Source organism: Archaeoglobus veneficus SNP6, from assembly GCF_000194625.1.
Taxonomy (GTDB): domain Archaea; phylum Halobacteriota; class Archaeoglobi; order Archaeoglobales; family Archaeoglobaceae; genus Archaeoglobus_C; species Archaeoglobus_C veneficus.
Window position 1 is genome coordinate 1718675 of the sequence record NC_015320.1, and the last position, 14283, is coordinate 1732957.

The window sequence follows — 14283 nt, forward strand, 5'->3', positions numbered from 1 at the left end:
ATGTACTTCCAGCTCGCAAGGCGAAACCTGATGCGAAATAAGGCGAGGAGTCTGCTGGCCATCGTTGGTATAATCATAGGAGTCATGGCTGTAGCTTCGATAGGTGTCTTCGGCGAGAGTCTGAAAGCAACTGTCCTCGAGAATTTCCAAAACGTCGCCAATGAGGTAATCATAACCCCAGCGTACTCCACGGGGCACTTCGAGATAGACGAGAAGATTGCCAGAAAGATAGAGAAGATGTCTTATGTCAAAGAGACAATTGCTGTAAAGAGTGGGTGGGCGACGCTTGAAGTCAAAGGAAAGAGTGGAGCGGCAAACGTATACGGTATGGATGAAAAAGCCGTCAAAGACCTGTTCGAGGCTGAAGATGGAAGTATAAAGCTGAAAGGCTACTGCATCGTTGGAAAAAGTCTTGCAGAGAGATTCAAGCTCAGAGCAGGAAGTAAAATCATTGTGGAAGGCAGAGAATACAGGGTTTCAGCCGTTCTTAAAGAGGAGGGGGCGAGGTTCGATATAAACCCGAACAGAGCCCTTATCCTGTCGGTCAGTGACTTCGATAAAATCTTCGATGCAAAGTATTCCATGATCATCGTGAAAGTCAGGGACATAAACGAGATCGAAGCTTTCAAAAGCGCCATTGAGAAGACAATCAACTCAAGAGAAAAGAAGGTCTCGGTTTTTGAGCTGAAAATGATACTCGAAAAGATAGACGAGACATTCAAGCAGGTAACTGTGTTCCTGATGGCAATTGCAGGTGTTTCACTCCTCGTCGCCGGTGTGAGCATCCTGAACATAATGCTGATGTCCACACTGGAGAGGACGAAGGAAATTGGCGTAATGAGGGCGATAGGAGCGTACAGAGAGTCCATTCTGCGAATATTTCTCTTAGAGGCATTAATTCTCGGACTGATAGGGAGTATTATTGGAGGTTTGCTGAGTATTGCGGGCGGATATGCAATAGACATGCTCGTTCTCGGCTCCGCGAAGTATGTCCTGACACCATCGACAGCGTTCTACATGCTCGAGGGCATAACTTTCGGGATAATTACTGCCCTTATCAGCGGCCTCTACCCAGCGTGGAAGGCGAGCAGACTTGAACCCATTGAAGCGCTGCGCTACGAGTAATTCTAAAATCTGCTAAACGAGTCCGGAAAACTCCAGAAACATGTGGTCTGGAACTTTCACGTTCTCAGCCGGTCTTTCTGATAGTCTTGTCCTGATAACCCTGCCGTACTTGTCCCAGACATTTTCAAGCTCGTCTATATCCTCGGAACTACCAAACGCCACGTACGTTGGCCCGTTACCGGAAAGTCCAGCACAAACACCCAGCTTAATAGCCTCCTCTACGGGCTCCGTGGGATACCCTATTGCACTGCAGTAATGCGTGGAGTTGCTCAGCATAGCTCTGCAGTACTTTCCGTCTATCGCCTCACGTATCGCCTGGCCGATAAGGGTGACGTCGCTCCTTATCCTCTCCAAGGAGATTTCACCCCTGTTCCAGGGTGGTATCAGAATGAGCACATCTCCTGAAATCTTTTCCCACCGTATCAGCTTCATTCGGGTGTTGTTGGAGATTACAAGCCCACCAAGGAGAGATGCTGAAGCGTCGTCAAACGCTCCGGTATAGCTTATCCCGCATTCGAGAGACGTTCTTGCATTAGCCGTCAGAATCTTGTAGGCGTCGAGTTCCTGGTTGAAGGCTTTGAACGCTGCAGTGATAAGGGCATTCATGAAGGCGCTGCTGCTTCCGAGGCCGCTCCTCCTCGGAATTTCGCTTTCAACCTCAACCACAGCCTTCCCAAAGTGTCTGAGAGCTTTCTCTACAACCGATGCGTCAATCTCTACTCCATTTAAGTAGAGAACAGAGTGCTTCAAGTCCTCCTCAAAGCTGACACTCACCCTCGTTTCCAGTTCTATGCCAAAGGCAGAGCCTATTCCGGTTGCGAGGGCGTTGATCACAGTTCCCGCTGCGTAGGCCCTTGCAGAAGCTTTCACAATTATTGTTTAACTGCGGGTTTTAAATCCTTTTCCTGCCCAGCTCATCCCTAACTCGGAAGTAGTAGGCAGAAAGGTTCTCAATAGACGTGATTTCCTTGCTTATCAGGGCGAAAAGCCTCTTTCTAATTCTAACGTCGGGAGTAATCCCCCAAGAAGAGAACTTTCTGACGAGGTCTTTCTCCAAAATCTCGCCTCGCCTGTCCCAGTCCGTGAGGATTATGACTTCCCTCGCACCAACTTCGTCAACTATCAGCGGAGTGGGGAGGGCCGAAGCTTTAAGAATCTCTCCCTGTACACCAAGCTCTCTCAACGCCTCAACGTCCTTCGAGCCTTCAACGATTATAACAGCTCCCTCTTCTGCCCTGACCCTGAGCTCGTCTATAATCTCCACGAATTCGAAGAACTCTTCAAGATTCATTTCTCCAGCGATTTTACAAGCAATGATTCAACTTCTTGTGGCGAGGCGCTATGCACAAATATAACCTTCTGGCTCGAGGTGTGACCTTTCACAATCTCCACTTTTTTCCTGAAAATTTTGCTGAAAAGTTCCACAATCTCTGCATTCGCCTTTCCACCCTTTGGTGGAGCTTTCACTCTAACAGCAATACTCTTTCTCCACTCGTTATATCCGTAAACACAGCTCTGCTTGGAGTTCGGCGTTACCTCTATGCTGATGTACACGCCATTGCTCGCAGCCTTAATGGCATCGCGTATCTTCATAGACCAAGAACATCGGCCATTCCGTAGATTCCGGGTTTGTTGATGCCGGCTATCCACTTAACGGCCTTTATCGCTCCTCCAGCAAACGCCTGCCTGCTCCACGCTCTATGAGTGATCTCAACCCTTTCACCCATGCCTATAAAGAATACCGTGTGCTCTCCGACCACATCGCCACCTCTGACTGCAAAGACACCTATCTCGTCGCTACGTGGACACTCGCCGCTCCTTCCAGTAACGACTTCCCTTTCGCCGATGACACTTTTTATTACTTCTGCAGCCTTTACTGCAGTCCCGCTGGGAGCATCGCGCTTGAAGCGGTGGTGGATTTCGACTATTTCAACATCGTAGTTCGAAAGATACGATGCTGCAGCTTCGAGGAGTTTCCAGAAAACGTTCACACCCACGCTGAAGTTCGGCGAAACTACTGCAGGCACGGCCTTGCAGTACTCTTCGATCTGCTTCTTCTGCTCCTCGGTGAATCCAGTAGTACCAACTACGAGCTTTACACCCTTCTGAGATGCAATTCTTATGTTCTCCACTGCAGCGCTTGCAGTTGTGAAGTCAACGAGCACATCTGCGTCAAGCTTTTCCTCCATTTCAGATGCGTGGATTACGGAAACGCCTGTCTTCCCAACTCCTGCAAGCTCGCCAGCATCTTTTCCTACTTCGCGCACGTCGAAGGCTTGAGCCAGCTCAAGCTCCTTGTCTTCAACAACGTTCTTAATTATCAGCCTGCCCATCCTGCCGGCAGCCCCGGCAACTGCAACCCGTATCATAGCAACCCAAGGGAAACGAGAACGTCCTTAAGCTTTGCTGTTTTCTCTTCATTCAGTTCCACTAAGGGCAGCCTCGGCTTTCCGGCAGCAAGCCCCATGAGTTCCATGGCCTTCTTTACGGGTATAGGATTGGTATCGATGAATAGAGCGCTGAAAAGGGGCATGAGCTTGTAATGAAGCTCCCTCGCCTTCGCAACATCTCCGTTCTTAAAAGCGAGGTACATCTCCTTCATTAGCTGAGGAGCAACGTTTGCGGCAACACTTATCACGCCCTTCCCGCCAAGAAGCAGTACGGGTAGCGTCAGAAAATCGTCTCCTGAGAGTAAAACAAAATCATCCGGCGTTCGCCTTATTATTTCCGCTATCTGCTTGAGGTTTCCACTCGCCTCTTTTATCCCAATTATGTTCTCAATCTGCGAGAGCTTTTCCGCCACTTCAGGCGTTATGTTGCAGGCAGTCCTGCTTGGAACGTTGTAGACGATTATCGGGATGGAAACCTCGCTTGCAACAGTTTTATAGTGCTCATACAGCCCTTCCGGATTCGGCTTGTTGTAGTATGGCGTTACAAGCATTGCTGCGTTGGCTCCGGCCTTCTCAACTTCCTTTGCGAGAAATATCGCCTCCTTTGTCGAGTTTGAGCCAGCTCCACCAATAACCGGAACATTCGAGACTTCGGCAACGTAGCGAACCACTTCGATGTGCTCCTCGTAGCTCAGCGTTGCCGCCTCACCTGTCGTTCCTGCTGGAACAACTGCATCAACGTGCTTCTCAAGGAAGTCGAGGTTCTTCGCGATGCCCTCGTAATCTACCTCGAAGTTTTCCTTGAAGGGCGTGACAAGAGCTGGAATTACGCCCTCAAACATTTATCAACCCTCTGTTCACTCTCCTCGTTATGTAGCCAGCAACCCTGTTCCTGACGCCCTTACTCGTGATGTTTGTAAGCTCTGCTACGAGCTTCTTGTTCTCGTCAAAGTCTCCCGTAAACTTGTCCGGATACTTTCTCAGCAGCTCTCTCGCGATAACTTTGATATATGCAGGTTTTACCGTACCCATTCACACCACCCCACTTTTAACGTATTTTAAGCATCTGAACGTGAGTGGTTGCTTATTTAAGACTTTCCGCTCTTGGCTTGTGCTATGCCTCGCTTTGTCAGAGTTGGCAGAGTGTTACGCCACTAGGGAAAGCTGCAGGTTAAGCTTCGAAATACTGCTTTTCAAGGTCGTGTAGCTCTTCTATCCCGCCTTCCTTCACGATTTCTCCCTTTACAAGGACATACGCTCTCTGAGAGATTCTGAAGGCGAGGTGTATATTCTGCTCGACAATGAGTATTGAGATGTCCATTTCGTCTCTTATCTTCGATATTGCTTCTCCTATCGCGTCCACAACAATCGGTGCGAGGCCTATAGACGGTTCGTCGAGCATGAGAAGCTTCGGTTTGAGCATGAGGGCTCTGCCAATGGCCACCATCTGCTGCTCTCCACCGCTCATCGTCTTTACAAGCTGCTTTCTCCTCTCTTTAAGTCTCGGAAAGAGAGAATAGACAGTCTCGAGTTCATCAGCATCTCCGGCAAGAAGAAGGTTATCCTCAACTGTCAGGTTGGGAAACAGTCTCCTGCCCTCGGGACATACAGCCATTCCGAGCCTTATCCTCTCGTGGGTCTTAAGCCCGTTTATTTTTCTTCCATCGAAGACTATTTCGCCCTCGCTCCTCACAAGCCCGCAGATTGCCCTGATTAGCGTAGTCTTGCCTGCTCCATTCGGGCCAAGAACTGCAACAGCCTCACCTTTCTCAATTTCGAGGTCTATTCCTCTCAGTATTTCTGCTTCGTCGTAGTAAGCTTTCAGTCCCTTAACTTTCAGCATGCACTACACCGTGTGCACCGTTCTTGCCGAGATATGCCTCGATCACCCTCTTGTTTCTCACAGCCTCACCCGGCAAACCCTCAAAGATAACTTCTCCGAAGTTCAGAACGAGGACTCTATCTGCAAGGTTGAAAAGTTCCTTCAGCTTGTGCTCTATAATAACGAGTGGGATGCCATCTTCTTTCAGGTCTCTTATTATTCTGTCGAGGTCTCTTGATTCCGCGGGACTGAGTCCAGAGAATGGTTCGTCGAGCATGAGCAGTCTGGGCTTTGCTGCAAGTGCAAGCCCTATGCTCAATCTTCTGAGTTCACCCTGAGATAGCTTGCTCGCTACCATGCTTCTCTTTTCCCACAGCCCCACCTTCTTCAGAATGTCTCCATCGCCGTCTGCTGCAAGTATGTTCTCCTCAACACTCATGTGCCTGAATACTTTGATGAGCTGAAACGTCCTAACGAGGCCCATTTTAACGAGGCTGTTCGGCTTTTTCCCGACTACGCTTGCCCCCCTGAACCTCACATCCCCTCTGTCAGGTTTGATGAAACCAGTGATGACGTTGAAGAGTGTAGTCTTACCAGCCCCATTGGGCCCTATTATACCAAGACACTCATCACCACCAACTTCAAAACTAACGCCGTTCAGTGCGGCAAGTTCCCCAAACTTCTTCACCACACCATCAACCTTCAACATGATAACCTGTCACTAAATAACACAATATTTAAATATTGTCCTAAGTGGCTGGATACATGCGAGCGCTGATAGTGCTGCTGCTCTGCGCCGTTCTCCTGCTGGGGTGCGCAGGGCAGGAAGAAGCGAAGGAAAAGACCACCGAAGGTGCTGAGCAGGCTGCAGGAAAAGAAGTCGTTAAAATCGGCATCATAGGTCCCATGGACACGAAGTACGGAATTGCAATGGAGAGGGCTGCAAGGATAGCTGCAGAAGAAATCAACGCTGAAGGAGGCATCCTCGGCAAGAAGGTTGAAGTCATTACTGCTGACACAAAGTTTAACCCCGACACCGCCACATCTGAGTTCAGAAGATTAGCCAGCGAATGTGACGTCGTAATCGGTGGATTCTCGAGTGGAGTTGCACTCTCTATGCTGGAAGTCATGGCCGAGACGAAGACGCTGTGGCTTGGAGACGCTTCGTCGCCCAGACTCACTGACAAGGTTGCTGAGGACTATGAGCACTACAAGTACTTCTTCCGCCCACTCGTTACCAACGCATCAACGTTCCCCCTCGACATGGCCGACATGCTCGACTTCCTCAACAGCAAGGGCATGAACATCAAGAAGGTCGCCATCATTAGAGATGATGCACTGTGGACCGACGATGTCATGGCCGTTCTTAAGCCGCTGCTGGAGGAGAAGGGCTACGAGATAGTTATGGACGCAAAGGTCCAGAAGGGCACGGAGGACTTCACGACGCTTCTGCTGGAGGCTCAGGAGAAGGCAGACGTTATAATGCCCATAATCGCCCACGTTAAGGGTGTCGCCCTTGTCAAGCAGTGGGCAGAGATGGGAATGAAGATACCCATCGCAGGTCACGACCTTTCGGCAATAGACCCTGACTTCTGGGATGCTACTGAAGGCAAGTGCTACGGAGAGATCTACACGGCAGACGGTGGTGGAGTGCCGACTCCACTGAACGAGAAGATGGAACACTTCCTCAACGCCTACAAGGAGAAATACGGAAAGCTACCTGAAGCGTACAGCGCATACGGTGTATACGATGCAGTCTACATCTACAAGGCAGCCGTTGAAAAAGCCGCCCAGGCGGGAGAGAGCGACCCATTCAACGCGGACACATTAATACCGTATCTCGAGAGCTTTAACGCAGAAAATCCGTTCAAAGGCATAAGAGGTAACGTCGCCTTCACTTCGAACCACGACCTGACGTGGGGCGACGGATTTGTGAGAAACTATATATGTCAGTGGCAGGACGGAAAGCAGGTAGTAGTCTATCCCGAGAACATAGCTACAGGAGAACTAATAACGCCGTGGGCTGAATGAGCTTAGTAGAAGTGGTGGTACTTGGAAGCATAATTGGAGGGATCTGGGCTCTCGTCGCATCTGGTTTCAGTTTAGTCTTTGGTGTCGCCAGAATCCTGAACTTCGCCCACGGGACCTACTTTGCCCTCGGAGCGTACGTTGCAATCGTCGCGAATGCGGCGTTGCAAAACGTTATGCCTGAATGGCTTTCCCTTATTTTTTCAATACTCTTCTCAATTTTTGTTGTTGGGCTTGCTGGGGTAGCGATCTACCACGTTTGCATAAGGCCCGTAAGGGACTACGAGGTCATGGTAATCCTCGTAACTCTTGCAATTGCTCTCCTTTTCGAGGAGATTCTGTTAGCGATTTTTCGTGACGTTTCAGTTTCTGTTCCATCACTTGTTTCAGGAGTCGTGAACGTTGCCGGAATTCCTATACCATACACAAGAATTCTCGCACTGGTTGTAGCCGTAGTGGTTATACTCCTCCTCGACAGGTTCATTTCGACAACGAGGACAGGTAAAGAAATTCTCGCAACATCGCAGGATGTCGAAGCTGCGATGCTCGTTGGGATAGATGTCGAGAGAGTTTACAGGATTGTTATGTTTATCTCAGCCATGCTCGCAGCTCTTGCGGGGGTGCTTTATGCTCAGATTTATGCTGTCAATCCCCAGACCGCACTGAGGGTCCTTATTTACGCTTTCGCCATAGTTATTCTCGGTGGCCTCGGAAGCGTTAGGGGAAGTATAATTGCCGCTTTTATCATCGGCTTCATGCAGGTTGCCGTTTCGATAGCTCTCGAAGCGAGATGGTCTGAAATCGTCGCAATGGTTGCGATCATAGCCATTCTGATCGTAAGGCCGAAGGGATTGATGGGGGTGGAGTGATGTCCAGTGTGAAGTCAAAAGTGTCGTTCAGGGCTGTCATGGCAATTGCGGCGATAATTGCAATCCTTGCTGTTCTTCCGTTCTTCTCTTCGAGTTCAGTGATTTACATGCTTGGCCTTGCCTTTATATTCGTCGTCTACGCGGTAAGCTGGGACGTCGTTGCCGGTTACACAGGCCAGACAAACCTCGGCCACACAGTTTTCATAGGCATTGGCGCGTACACAACAGCCCTTCTCCAGAACTCCCACAGGCTTGGGTTAGACATATCAGCGCCCATATGGCTTACGATCCCTGCCGGAGGAATTGCAGCACTCCTTTTTGGCCTTGGAATCGGGGCGGTGTGCCTGAGGCTGAAAGGATACTACCTCGCTCTTGTTACCGCAATTCTGCCACTCATCTTCATCCAGCTCGCAAACATATACTCGGGAGTGTTTGGTGGATACGAGGGTTTTTCCGTTGGTTTCGGAAAGGCTCTCGCTTCAGACGTCAGGCTGAGATACTACATAGCCCTCGCCTTCATGTTCATCAGCATAGCTGCAATGTATGTACTCGTGAACAGCAGAATCGGTGTAAAGTTGCGGGCGGTGAGGGATGACGAAGAACTTGCCGAAGCTGTGGGCATTGACGTCGTAAAGTACAAGCTCCTCGCCTTTTGCGTTAGTGCGTTCTTTGCTGGTCTTGCAGGAGCCGTGACGGTGCACTACAGGCTGACAGTCGGTGTCGATTTGTTTGACATACCCCTCATGCTCGCCATAATTCTCGGCGTAATCATCGGAGGAATCGGAACGTTCTACGGAGCTGTTTTTGGAGGTTTCGCCATCTACATCGCAAAGAACTGGATTTTCAGACAGATAGCAGAAACTATATCACCCGTGTTTCCGGTTTCTGACGATATCCTGCTCTACGCGCTCCTTATCGTGCTGATTCTGAAGGCCCCGGAGGGAATCACCAATAAAGTGAAAGGCTTTTTATCTGCCCGAACAGCAGAAGAGTAATGATCATCGCGATACCCAACAAAGGGAGACTTAAGGAGCCGTGTATCAACCTGCTAACTCAGGCAGGAATAAGGCCAGAGATAGAGGAGCGCAGACTCATCTCGCCAACGAATAATCCTCGGATTAATCTGCTCTTCGCGAGAGCAAGAGACATTCCGGAGTTCGTGGCGAGAGGTTCGGCTGAAGTTGGTATTACAGGATACGATATGGTTCTGGAAAGTAACGCAGACGTTGAGGTTCTGCTGAAGCTCGGCTTTGGAAATGCCAAACTCGTTGTTGCCGCCCCATCCGGTGCTTTCTCGTCAGTAGATGAGCTGGAAGGTAAAAGGGTTGCCACGGAGTTTGGACGGATCACGAGAGAATACTTCACGAAGCGTGGGATAAATGTAGAGGTGGTTGAGGTCAGTGGTGCGTGCGAGAATGCTCCGGCAATAGGTATTGCAGATGCGATCGTTGATCTTGTATCGACGGGAATAACGCTGCGAATGAACGGGCTTGAAGTCCTCGACGTTGTAATCGAAAGTGAGGCCGTGCTGATAGCCAACAGAAATGCAGTCGAGAGCTTCGAAGTCAGGGCGCTAACAACAGCCCTTCAGAGTGTTATCAACGCAAGAGGCAGGATGTACCTCATGATGAACGTGCCAGAAGAGGCGCTCGAAGAAGTTAAACGAATTGTTCCGGGCCTAAAAGGGCCCACTGTAATGAAGGTAGAGGCTGAAGGTATGCTCGCAGTTCATGTCGTTGTTGCAGAAGAGGAGCTTTTCGAGGTCGTAGAAAAACTAAAAAAAATTGGGGCACGAGACATTCTGATTATGCCCGTCCAGAGGCTGATATACTGAACTACTCGCAGCCCTCAACAGTGATAGCACCGTTAGGGCAGCTCTCAACACACGAACAACACTGTTCGCAGTCGTCTGCCCTAACCGGAACAGATTTTCCTTCGTCGTTGAGTTCATAAACCTCAGCCGGGCAGACAGAAATGCACTCACCACATCCATCACACTTGTCGTGGTCAACAACTATGTTTACCAAATCGATCACCTCCTGGACTATCGAATATTGGTCAAACTGCTATTTAAGACTATCGAAAATCAGATATAAACCTTTAAATATTAATAAAAAAGAGAAATTTACTCACACTCGTCGTTGGTTATCGCCTCATTAGGACAGCTTTCAACACAAGAACAGCAAACCGAACAGTTGTCCATGTTCACAGGCTCAGACTTCCCCTCATCGTTCAGGTCAAAAACATCTTCAGGGCAGACAGAAATGCACTCACCACATCCATCACACTTGTCGTGGTCAACAACTATGTTTACCATATCGTACCACCTCCGCTTTAGCTATTCGCCCAGCAATCATAATTTAAACTTTTTGATTTAACATTTCAAATTTGGAGCAAATTCGAAGGACAAAAAAACAAAAAAGGGAAAGAAGAAAAAAACTAAGGGCTTTAGCCCCCGGCCCTCTTTCTCTCGTACTCCTCGATGTACTCGGGAGTCGAGTAGTATGTCGTAGAGCCAGAAGACCAGTATGCAGCCTTGCCCTCGTCAATCAGGTCCATTACGATTTTCTGGACAACTTTCTTGTCCATTTTGAGGATCTTTGCAAGGTCCTTTATCTTCCAGGTCTTCTGACCCAGCTTTTCGAGGACTTTCTGCTTGTCCTCCTCCGTGTATGTTATATCAGCCATTTACTGGTCACCTTCTTTACACTTGCACTTTAATATTATTTAACTTTACCACCTGAACTGGGTGGACGTCCTGTAGGACGCGTACATGAACGGCGGTACTCTGAAGTCGTCGATGAGGTGCCATGAGAACTCGAGGTCAGCAAGCTCGAAGAAGCGCTCCCAGCCAATTCTGTCAATGAATTCGACCATTCTCTCGTGCTTCTTGGCGTTCTCTGCCCATGCGAGGAAGATCTTCTTGATGTACTGCACGAGTGTTGGCCAGTTCGGAGGCTCGTTGGGCACCCACGGTACAACCACCTTCGAGAGCTCAGGCATGTGTCTTGCATCCGACACCTTACCGGCTACAAGGATTGCTGATCCGTCGTTCTCCGGGTCAAAGAGTGGCATACCCGGACACATTGTGTAACAGTTACCACAGTACATGCACTTCTCGCCGTCAACCTCGACAGTCTTCTCCTTGGCCTTGATTCTAATTGCAGCAGTTGGACATGATGCAGCAGTAGTTGGCAGCTCACACATCCTCTTCACTGCGTCGTCATCAACGAGCGGAGGAGTCCTGTGGATACCGACAATGGATATGTCCGAAGCGTGAACTGCTCCACACATGTTAGCACAGCATGCAAGGCTGATTCTGCACATTGCCGGCAGTTTCATGTCAACAAAGTACTCATAGAGTTCGTCCATGATAGCCTTCACAATACCCGAAGCGTCGATAGCGGGCGTGTGGCAGTGTATCCAGCCCTGGGTGTGGATGATGTTTGAGAGAGCATACTTACCACTTGGGGTGTCCCACGTACCACCGCACGGGAAGCCAGTGGTCTCCTGAACCTCCTTGATGAGGTCGTCAATCTTGCTCTCATCCGTGAGGATGAACTCAACGTTGTGCCTGCTTGTCCATCTCAGGTAACCGTCAGAGTACTTGTCGGCAATGTCACAGAGCTCCTTTATTGTATAGATGCTTATAAGCCTCGGAGTACCAAACCTCACGACGTAAACAGTATCTCCGCTCTCTGCAACCCTCTTTATCACACCCGGTCTGATTACCTCATGGTATGCCCACTTGCCGTAGTTCTTCTTAAGTACCGGGTGCATCATCTGCTCATAGTGCGGAGGACCAAAATCAGTCTTCCACCATTCTGGTTTTTCAGCCTGCATTTGAATCACTCCTCCTCCTCACCAAACTTAAATGATCTCCACTTCGCACCCTTCTTCACAAGGGCGTCAACAACCTTGGACTGCACGAGCTCTTCCCTCTCGAAGAACATGAACGGGTTGGTCCTCGGGTGCTTGATCATCCTGACATCTGCTTCCTGGCCGATGACTCTCAGGAACTCGCCCATTCCCTTTCTCCAGATCATCTCTCCGACTCTCTCTCTGAATTTGCCTTCCTCGTCCCACCAGTCCCAGAGTGCCTCCAGAATCTCCTTTATCTCAGTGTACGGCTTCTTCATCTCGACGAACGGTACGGCCACCCATCCAATAATTGCTCCCTCTACAACCGGTGCCTTTGCACCAATAAGAATCGTTGCTCCTCTCTCCTTGCCCGGCTTGAGTGCCTTGGGCATCTTGTTTATACAGTGCATACAGCGGACACAGTTCTTGTTGTCAATGGTGAGCTCCTTGCCGTCCCACTTAACCGCACCGGTTGGACAGAGCTTTACAACCTCGTTCTCGATGTCCATCCACTTCGCATACTCCTTAACAGCCTCCTGGTCGATCTGGATCTCGTCCTTCCAGGTACCGATAATCGCGAAGTCAGACCTTGCCTTAGCGGCAACACAGTCGTTCGGGCATCCAGAGCACTTGATCTTGAACTTGTATGGCCACATCGGCCTGTGAAGCTCGTTCTGGTACTCCATGGTCAGGTCGTAGCAGACATCAAGAGTGTCGTAGCAGGCGAATTCACAGAGTGCAGGGCCCATGCAGCAGCTCGGAGTTCTCAGGTCTGAACCTGAACCACCAATGTCAAATGGCGGGTCAAGTTTCATCATGTCCTCGAAACAGGGCTGCAGGTATTCGCTCCTTGTTCCGAGTAGAATTATGTCTCCAGTTGAACCGTGGAAGTTCGTAATTCCGCTTCCCCACTTCTCCCATACGTCACAGAGCTGCCTCAATGCTTTGCTCGTATAGAACCAGCCCGACGGCTGGTTGATACGAATCGTGTGGAAGTGGTGTACCTCTGGTATTTCCTCACCAAGGTCAGAATACCTTCCGATAACTCCACCACCATATCCTACAACCGAAACGATACCACCGTGCTTCCAGTGGGTCATTTTGTCCTTGTAGCTTACCTCAAGCTGCTTGAGAAGGCCCTTTGCAGAACCGGGCATTTTAATGTCCTTGCCCTCTGCAACAAGTTTTTCCTGCATCTCTGCTGTCTTTTTAATCTCTTTAACAAAACTGGGCCATGGGCCATCAGGTATCTGGTCAAGCAAGGGCGTTTCTGACATTAACTCACCTCCGTTTGGTTTTTAACATTGTTTTAGAATATATAAGTCTTTCGAAGTTTGTTTTTATCACTCCTGATTGTTAAAAAGCCGCTAAAGAAAATTCAATGAGAAAATTTATTATGCACTGGCCTTTTCTCGCTTTAAAAAGGTGTTGACATGGCCGGAAAAGTTTATATCGTAGGAGCAGGCCCCGGAGATCCAGGTCTGCTAACTCTGAAGGCCGTTAAAGCCATTGAGGAAGCTGATGTTATTTTATACGATAAACTCGTCGGAAATGAAATAATTGAAATGTTAAAAGGCATGAATAAAAAACTCGTATACGCAGGAAAGCGGAGTAATGAAAAGGGTGCAATTAGGCAGAAGGAAATAAATGAACTGATGAAAAAGTATGCAAAGGAAGGTAAAGTTGTCGTCAGATTAAAGGGTGGAGATCCCTTCGTTTTTGGTAGAGGCGGAATTGAGGCTGAGTTCCTTGCGAAGGAAGGCATACCCTTTGAGATTATACCCGGCGTAAGCTCCATAAACTCTGTGCCTGCATACGCGGGGATACCGCTCACACACCCCACACTCTCCTCTTCTGTTTTGATAGTCACAGGGAGAGATGATATAGAGGCGTGGAAACAAACGCCGCTGATGGGAACCATAGTAATTCTGATGGGCCGGGATACACTCGCCAGCATATGTGCCCATCTCATAGAGGCAGGAAGAGATCCTTCTACGCCGGTCGCAGTTATAGAAAAGGGTACAACGAAGGAGCAGAAAGTTATCGTCGGCAATCTTGCTGACATCACCGAGAAAGCAAGAAAGGCGAAGGTATGCGGGCCAGCTTTGATAGTCGTCGGCGAAGTTGTGAGACTCTCCGCTGTTTTAAATCACAGAAAACCCTGAAACTGCAAAAAATTTAAGTATCT

At 49.1% G+C, this 14283-nt stretch carries 19 protein-coding genes; 6 read left to right on the top strand and 13 right to left on the bottom strand.

Features of this window, described 5'->3' with window-relative positions:
* Positions 1 to 1125, top strand: coding sequence for an ABC transporter permease (locus ARCVE_RS09610; protein ID WP_013684579.1), 1125 nt, complete (start codon positions 1 to 3; stop codon positions 1123 to 1125).
* Positions 1126 to 1137: 12 nt separating this feature from the next.
* On the opposite strand, the gene ARCVE_RS09615 is transcribed toward ARCVE_RS09610, so the two are convergent.
* The 8 genes from ARCVE_RS09615 to ARCVE_RS09650 all read right to left on the bottom strand — a co-directional run bounded on the left by ARCVE_RS09615 (position 1138) and on the right by ARCVE_RS09650 (position 6046).
* Positions 1138 to 1995 carry a shikimate kinase gene (locus tag ARCVE_RS09615; protein WP_013684580.1) on the bottom strand — a complete coding sequence of 286 codons (858 nt, stop codon included), beginning with the start codon at positions 1993 to 1995 and terminating at the stop codon, positions 1138 to 1140.
* 22 nt (positions 1996 to 2017) lie between these two features.
* Positions 2018 to 2416, bottom strand: a complete 399-nt coding sequence (locus ARCVE_RS09620) for a toprim domain-containing protein (RefSeq protein WP_013684581.1) — start codon at positions 2414 to 2416, stop codon at positions 2018 to 2020.
* Positions 2413 to 2718: a DUF167 domain-containing protein gene (locus ARCVE_RS09625; RefSeq protein ID WP_013684582.1), complete on the bottom strand. Its 306-nt coding sequence runs from the start codon at positions 2716 to 2718 to the stop codon at positions 2413 to 2415. Before ARCVE_RS09625 ends, ARCVE_RS09620 begins: the two co-directional genes overlap by 4 nt.
* A complete protein-coding gene (gene dapB, locus ARCVE_RS09630) occupies positions 2715 to 3494 on the bottom strand; it encodes a 4-hydroxy-tetrahydrodipicolinate reductase (RefSeq protein ID WP_013684583.1) in 780 nt (259 codons plus the stop codon). Before dapB ends, ARCVE_RS09625 begins: the two co-directional genes overlap by 4 nt.
* Complete coding sequence (dapA, locus tag ARCVE_RS09635) at positions 3491 to 4357, bottom strand: 4-hydroxy-tetrahydrodipicolinate synthase (protein ID WP_013684584.1); 867 nt, start codon at positions 4355 to 4357, stop codon at positions 3491 to 3493. The genes dapB and dapA overlap by 4 nt, the downstream gene beginning before the upstream one ends.
* A complete protein-coding gene (locus tag ARCVE_RS09640; protein ID WP_013684585.1) occupies positions 4350 to 4547 on the bottom strand; it encodes a 30S ribosomal protein S17e in 198 nt (65 codons plus the stop codon). The genes dapA and ARCVE_RS09640 overlap by 8 nt, the downstream gene beginning before the upstream one ends.
* A 139-nt stretch (positions 4548 to 4686) precedes the next feature.
* Positions 4687 to 5358 (bottom strand): ABC transporter ATP-binding protein, encoded by a 672-nt coding sequence (locus ARCVE_RS09645; RefSeq protein ID WP_013684586.1) that lies wholly within the window; start codon positions 5356 to 5358, stop codon positions 4687 to 4689.
* Positions 5345 to 6046 (bottom strand): ABC transporter ATP-binding protein, encoded by a 702-nt coding sequence (locus tag ARCVE_RS09650; RefSeq protein ID WP_013684587.1) that lies wholly within the window; start codon positions 6044 to 6046, stop codon positions 5345 to 5347. Before ARCVE_RS09650 ends, ARCVE_RS09645 begins: the two co-directional genes overlap by 14 nt.
* A gap of 56 nt (positions 6047 to 6102) precedes the next feature.
* Here ARCVE_RS09650 and ARCVE_RS09655 point away from each other — a divergent pair, with 56 nt between their 5' ends.
* Genes ARCVE_RS09655 through hisG form a run of 4 tightly spaced genes read left to right on the top strand, consistent with a single transcriptional unit; the run spans position 6103 to position 10068 of the window.
* Positions 6103 to 7368: an ABC transporter substrate-binding protein gene (locus ARCVE_RS09655; protein WP_013684588.1), complete on the top strand. Its 1266-nt coding sequence runs from the start codon at positions 6103 to 6105 to the stop codon at positions 7366 to 7368.
* Positions 7365 to 8234: a branched-chain amino acid ABC transporter permease gene (locus tag ARCVE_RS09660; protein WP_013684589.1), complete on the top strand. Its 870-nt coding sequence runs from the start codon at positions 7365 to 7367 to the stop codon at positions 8232 to 8234. The genes ARCVE_RS09655 and ARCVE_RS09660 overlap by 4 nt, the downstream gene beginning before the upstream one ends.
* Positions 8234 to 9229, top strand: a complete 996-nt coding sequence (locus ARCVE_RS09665; RefSeq protein ID WP_013684590.1) for a branched-chain amino acid ABC transporter permease — start codon at positions 8234 to 8236, stop codon at positions 9227 to 9229. The genes ARCVE_RS09660 and ARCVE_RS09665 overlap by 1 nt, the downstream gene beginning before the upstream one ends.
* Entirely contained in the window at positions 9229 to 10068 is an 840-nt protein-coding gene (gene hisG / locus ARCVE_RS09670; protein ID WP_013684591.1) for an ATP phosphoribosyltransferase, read from the top strand. Before ARCVE_RS09665 ends, hisG begins: the two co-directional genes overlap by 1 nt.
* Before the next feature lies 1 nt (position 10069).
* Here the strand turns inward: hisG and ARCVE_RS09675 are convergent, their stop codons facing one another.
* From ARCVE_RS09675 to dsrA, 5 genes are all read right to left on the bottom strand, one after another.
* Positions 10070 to 10261: a 4Fe-4S binding protein gene (locus ARCVE_RS09675; RefSeq protein WP_013684592.1), complete on the bottom strand. Its 192-nt coding sequence runs from the start codon at positions 10259 to 10261 to the stop codon at positions 10070 to 10072.
* A gap of 98 nt (positions 10262 to 10359) precedes the next feature.
* Entirely contained in the window at positions 10360 to 10551 is a 192-nt protein-coding gene (locus ARCVE_RS09680; protein ID WP_013684593.1) for a 4Fe-4S dicluster domain-containing protein, read from the bottom strand.
* A gap of 131 nt (positions 10552 to 10682) precedes the next feature.
* Complete coding sequence (locus tag ARCVE_RS09685) at positions 10683 to 10922, bottom strand: dissimilatory sulfite reductase D family protein (protein ID WP_013684594.1); 240 nt, start codon at positions 10920 to 10922, stop codon at positions 10683 to 10685.
* A gap of 45 nt (positions 10923 to 10967) precedes the next feature.
* Positions 10968 to 12077, bottom strand: a complete 1110-nt coding sequence (gene dsrB / locus ARCVE_RS09690; protein ID WP_013684595.1) for a dissimilatory-type sulfite reductase subunit beta — start codon at positions 12075 to 12077, stop codon at positions 10968 to 10970.
* 5 nt (positions 12078 to 12082) lie between these two features.
* Entirely contained in the window at positions 12083 to 13372 is a 1290-nt protein-coding gene (gene dsrA, locus ARCVE_RS09695) for a dissimilatory-type sulfite reductase subunit alpha (RefSeq protein WP_013684596.1), read from the bottom strand.
* 156 nt (positions 13373 to 13528) lie between these two features.
* Here dsrA and cobA point away from each other — a divergent pair, with 156 nt between their 5' ends.
* Entirely contained in the window at positions 13529 to 14260 is a 732-nt protein-coding gene (gene cobA, locus ARCVE_RS09700; protein ID WP_013684597.1) for a uroporphyrinogen-III C-methyltransferase, read from the top strand.
* Positions 14261 to 14283 lie beyond the last annotated feature (23 nt).

Coding starts and splice junctions, on each gene's coding strand:
- ARCVE_RS09610 (WP_013684579.1), top strand. CDS start 1: ATGTACTTCCAGCTCGCAAGGCGAAACCTGATGCGAAATAAGGCGAGG.
- ARCVE_RS09660 (WP_013684589.1), top strand. CDS start 7,365: ATGAGCTTAGTAGAAGTGGTGGTACTTGGAAGCATAATTGGAGGGATC.
- cobA (WP_013684597.1), top strand. CDS start 13,529: ATGGCCGGAAAAGTTTATATCGTAGGAGCAGGCCCCGGAGATCCAGGT.
- dsrB (WP_013684595.1), bottom strand. CDS start 12,077: ATGCAGGCTGAAAAACCAGAATGGTGGAAGACTGATTTTGGTCCTCCG.
- ARCVE_RS09640 (WP_013684585.1), bottom strand. CDS start 4,547: ATGGGTACGGTAAAACCTGCATATATCAAAGTTATCGCGAGAGAGCTG.
- ARCVE_RS09620 (WP_013684581.1), bottom strand. CDS start 2,416: ATGAATCTTGAAGAGTTCTTCGAATTCGTGGAGATTATAGACGAGCTC.
- ARCVE_RS09650 (WP_013684587.1), bottom strand. CDS start 6,046: ATGTTGAAGGTTGATGGTGTGGTGAAGAAGTTTGGGGAACTTGCCGCA.
- ARCVE_RS09655 (WP_013684588.1), top strand. CDS start 6,103: ATGCGAGCGCTGATAGTGCTGCTGCTCTGCGCCGTTCTCCTGCTGGGG.
- dsrA (WP_013684596.1), bottom strand. CDS start 13,372: ATGTCAGAAACGCCCTTGCTTGACCAGATACCTGATGGCCCATGGCCC.
- hisG (WP_013684591.1), top strand. CDS start 9,229: ATGATCATCGCGATACCCAACAAAGGGAGACTTAAGGAGCCGTGTATC.
- ARCVE_RS09680 (WP_013684593.1), bottom strand. CDS start 10,551: ATGGTAAACATAGTTGTTGACCACGACAAGTGTGATGGATGTGGTGAG.
- ARCVE_RS09625 (WP_013684582.1), bottom strand. CDS start 2,718: ATGAAGATACGCGATGCCATTAAGGCTGCGAGCAATGGCGTGTACATC.
- ARCVE_RS09665 (WP_013684590.1), top strand. CDS start 8,234: ATGTCCAGTGTGAAGTCAAAAGTGTCGTTCAGGGCTGTCATGGCAATT.
- ARCVE_RS09645 (WP_013684586.1), bottom strand. CDS start 5,358: ATGCTGAAAGTTAAGGGACTGAAAGCTTACTACGACGAAGCAGAAATA.
- dapA (WP_013684584.1), bottom strand. CDS start 4,357: ATGTTTGAGGGCGTAATTCCAGCTCTTGTCACGCCCTTCAAGGAAAAC.
- ARCVE_RS09685 (WP_013684594.1), bottom strand. CDS start 10,922: ATGGCTGATATAACATACACGGAGGAGGACAAGCAGAAAGTCCTCGAA.
- dapB (WP_013684583.1), bottom strand. CDS start 3,494: ATGATACGGGTTGCAGTTGCCGGGGCTGCCGGCAGGATGGGCAGGCTG.